Below are 3857 nucleotides of genomic sequence, written 5' to 3' on the forward strand. Positions count from 1 at the left end.
TTGCCTGACAGACCCCAGTGCCTGCATCGCAGGCGAACCAGCTCCCACTGGATTTGCGGTGACATTGTGGGAGCGGGGATTGATTTATGCTTTGGCCGTCTCCAGCGCCATTTCAACCGGCTCCGGACGCTTGATCACCGCGTACACCACCGCCGTCACCAAGCTGCCCGCCACGATCGCCAACAAGTACAGCAGCGCATGGTTGATCGCGTTTGGAATCAGCAATACAAACAAGCCACCGTGCGGTGCCATCAGCTTGCAACCGAAGTACATCGACAATGCCCCCGTCAACGCGCCCCCCACGATGCTCGCCGGAATCACCCGCAGCGGGTCTTTGGCAGCAAACGGGATTGCACCTTCAGAAATAAAGCACAGCCCCAGCACCAGTGCAGCCTTGCCCGCCTCACGCTCAGTCTGGGCGAACTTGCGGCGCGCCAGGAACGTGGCAATACCCAAGCCAATCGGCGGCACCATGCCCGCCGCCATCGTTGCCGCCATCGGTGCATAACTTTGCGAAGCCAGCAGCCCCACCGAAAACGCATAGGCCGCCTTGTTGATCGGCCCGCCCAGGTCTACGCACATCATCCCGCCCAGCAATACACCCAGCAGGATGGCGTTGGTGGTGCCCATGCTGTCGAGGAAGTGGGTCAGGCCTTCAAGCATTCCGGCAACCGGCTTGCCCACCACGTAAATCATCACCAGACCGGTAAACAGGCTGGCGAACAACGGGATGATCAAAATCGGTTTCAGCGCCTCAAGGCTCTGCGGCAAGCGCGCATAACGGTTGATCGCCTTGGCACAGTAACCGGCGATGAAACCGGCAATAATCCCACCGATAAAGCCCGCACCCAGGGTACTCGCCAGCAAGCCGCCGATCATCCCCGGCGCCAGGCCCGGGCGGTCGGCAATCGAGTAGGCGATATAACCCGCCAACAACGGCACCATCAGTTTGAATGCGGCATCGCCACCAATCTGCATCAGCGCCGCCGCCAGCGTGCCGGGCTCTTTATAAGCTTCAATGCCAAATACGAAAGACAGCGCGATCAGCAGCCCCCCTGCCACCACCATCGGCAGCATAAAGGACACGCCCGTCAGCAGGTGCTTGTAGACCCCGGCCTTCTCCTGCTTGGCAGGCGCCCCGCCCGCAGCGGCGGCACTCTCCTGCTTGCCTTCGCTCAACGCCTTGTTCAGGGTGGCTTCGGCTTGCTTGAGGGCGATGCCTGTGCCGCAACGGTAGATTTTCTTGCCGGCAAAACGCTCGGTCGGCACTTCGATATCCGCCGCCAGCAACACCACATCGGCGTCGCGAATGGCTTCGGCGCTCAACGGGTTGCGCGCGCCTACCGAACCCTGGGTCTCGACTTGCAAGTCGTAGCCCAAGCGCTTGGCCGCTTGCTGCAAGGCTTCGGCTGCCATAAAGGTATGGGCCACGCCTGTCGGGCAGGCGGTGATGGCGACGATTTTTGGAGCTTTCTGCGCGTTTTCAACTGCAGCTGTTGGCGCAGGTGCAACGTAGACCTCGGCCTCCTCCACGCCACGCTGCAACACCGCCTCTACATCTTGCAGGGCCTGGGCCGGCGTGCTCTGGAACACACGCTTGCCGATAAAACGCTGCATATCCAGCGGCGTACTGCTGACCAGCAACACCCACTCGGCTTCATCTATGGTCGCCGCCGATAACTGACGTTCAGGGTGCTTGGGGTCGTGGACTTCAACGCTGGTGCTCCAGCCCTGACGCTGAGCCGCCGCATCAAGCAAACGGGCGCACAGCACGCTGGTCACCATGCCGTTGGGGCAGCCCGTCACAATGGCTAATTTCATGTGGATTCCTTTTATTCTTCTGTCAGGGGGCGAACGCGAACGCCGCTTTCGAGCGTCGCCAGGTGCGCTGCATCGCTGATACCAAAACCGATCTGAGTAACGGCCATTGCCGCAATGGCAGTGGCGGTGCGCAGGGTCTGCTCGGGGCTATGGCCGCTGAGCAAACCGTGGACCATGCCCGCCAGCAGCGAGTCGCCCGCACCCACCGTGCTGGCGACGCTGACCTTGGGCGGCAACGCTTGCAAGGCCGGCCCACGGCTGAACCAGTTCACGCCTTCTGCACCGTGGGAAATCACCACGTGCTCAACGCCCTGTGCCTGCAAAGCGGTTGCGGCTGCAACCTGGGTTGCAAGGTCGCTGATATCGCGGCCCAAAGCATCGCTGAGTTCTTCGGTGTTGGGCTTGATCAGCCACGGCCCCGCTGCCAGGCCCTGCTTCAAGGCCTCACCGCTGGTGTCCAGGACCACTTTCAGGCCCTGAGCCTTCAAGCCCAGCAGCAGATCGTGCAGCCATTGCGGGCTGACGCCTCGGGGCAAACTGCCAGCCACCACGACCGCGTCATGCCCGGGAGCAATGCGCTCAAGGGTATCGAGCAAGATTTGCTGCGCCTGTGCGTCAACCTGCGGCCCCGGCCCGTTGAGGTCGGTGACGCGGCCATCGTCTTCAGCCAGCTTGATATTGCTGCGGGTTTCGCCCGGCACACGGATAAAGGCATCGACAAAACCGCGACGCTTGAACAGGGCATCGAATGCTTGTGCATTGTCCTCACCCAAAAAGCCACTTACCGTCAGCGTGTGGCCCAGATCGGCCAGTACTTGCGCCACGTTCAGGCCCTTGCCGGCAGCATGGGTCAGCATCAGCGGGCTACGGTTAACCTCCCCCGGTACCAGTTGCCCAAGACGCACGGTCAAGTCCAGTGCCGGGTTGAGGGTGACAGTCAGAATACGGGCCATCAGAGCGCCTCCACCAACGCACGAACTTCATCCGGGCTGCCCACGCTCAACGCTTCGGCGGCCAGGGTTTTCAGACGATCCATGCTCAACTCGCGTACCCGCGCCTTGACCTCGGGGATGCTGCGCGCCGAAACGCTCAGCTCATCCACGCCCAGGCCCACCAGCACAGGCACGGCCAGCGGATCAGCCGCCAGCTCGCCGCACACGCCCACCCATTTGCCATGGGCATGGGCCGCACGCACGGTGATATCGATCAGTTGCAATACCGCGGGGTGCAAGCCGTCAGCCTGGGCCGACAGGGTCGGGTGGCCACGGTCGATGGCCAGGGTGTATTGGGTCAGGTCGTTGGTGCCGACGCTGAAAAAGTCCACTTCCCTGGCCAGCACGGGCGCCAGCAAGGCAGCCGACGGCACTTCGATCATGATCCCCAATTGCAGGTCAGCCACTGGAATTTCCAGGCGCAAACGCTCGGTCATGTCGCGGGCGGCACGCCACTCGGCCACGCTGCCCACCATCGGGAACATGATACGCAGCGGGCGGTTGTCGGCTGAACGTAGCAAGGCGCGCAACTGACTTTCCATGATCTGCGGCCGTTGCAGCGTAAGACGAATGCCACGTACACCCAAAAACGGGTTTTCTTCTTTCTCGATCGGCCAGTACGGCAGCGGTTTATCGCCGCCCACGTCCAGCGTGCGTACCACCAGCGGCCGGCCAGCCAGGCCGTCGAGTACACGACGGTATTCGGCTTCCTGAGTCGCCTCATCCGGTACTTGCGAATGGGCCATGAAAATCAGTTCGGTGCGCAGCAGGCCAATGCCTTCGGCGCCCTGCTCCACTGCCGTGGCGACGCCCTTGCTCTCACCGATATTGGCAAACACTTCAACCGCATGACCATCCTGGGTCACGGCCAGTTCGTGGCGCTGGGCAGAGGCTGCCAGCAAACGCTGCTCACGGCTGTCGCGCTCCTGGGTGGCACGCTGCAAGGCGTCGGCATCCGGGGAGACGTGCAGGCGACCGCGCTGGCCATCAATCAACAATTCAGTGCCCGGCGCCAGCAGCAGCACCGCCTCGCCCGCGCCAACC

3 protein-coding genes are annotated in these 3857 nt (G+C 62.5%); all 3 read right to left on the reverse strand.

Annotation, left to right across the window (positions count from 1 at the left end):
• Nucleotides 1-84 precede the first annotated feature (84 nt).
• Nucleotides 85-1821: a PTS fructose-like transporter subunit IIB gene (locus tag GHO42_RS01890; RefSeq protein WP_095018269.1), complete on the reverse strand. Its 1737-nt coding sequence runs from the start codon at nucleotides 1819-1821 to the stop codon at nucleotides 85-87.
• An 11-nt stretch (nucleotides 1822-1832) separates the two neighbouring features.
• Nucleotides 1833-2774, reverse strand: a complete 942-nt coding sequence (pfkB, locus tag GHO42_RS01895) for a 1-phosphofructokinase (protein WP_133144774.1) — start codon at nucleotides 2772-2774, stop codon at nucleotides 1833-1835.
• Nucleotides 2774-3857, reverse strand: a 1084-nt coding sequence (gene ptsP, locus GHO42_RS01900) for a phosphoenolpyruvate--protein phosphotransferase (protein WP_153384088.1), incomplete at its 5' end; no start/stop codon positions are given. The genes pfkB and ptsP, both read right to left, overlap by 1 nt.

This window comes from Pseudomonas sp. FSL R10-0056 (assembly GCF_009600105.1).
In the GTDB taxonomy this organism is placed as follows: domain Bacteria; phylum Pseudomonadota; class Gammaproteobacteria; order Pseudomonadales; family Pseudomonadaceae; genus Aquipseudomonas; species Aquipseudomonas bubulae.

Bases quoted from the DNA above. Each gene is read 5' to 3' on its own strand.
- GHO42_RS01890 (WP_095018269.1), bottom strand. From the start codon at position 1,821: ATGAAATTAGCCATTGTGACGGGCTGCCCCAACGGCATGGTGACCAGC.
- pfkB (WP_133144774.1), bottom strand. From the start codon at position 2,774: ATGGCCCGTATTCTGACTGTCACCCTCAACCCGGCACTGGACTTGACC.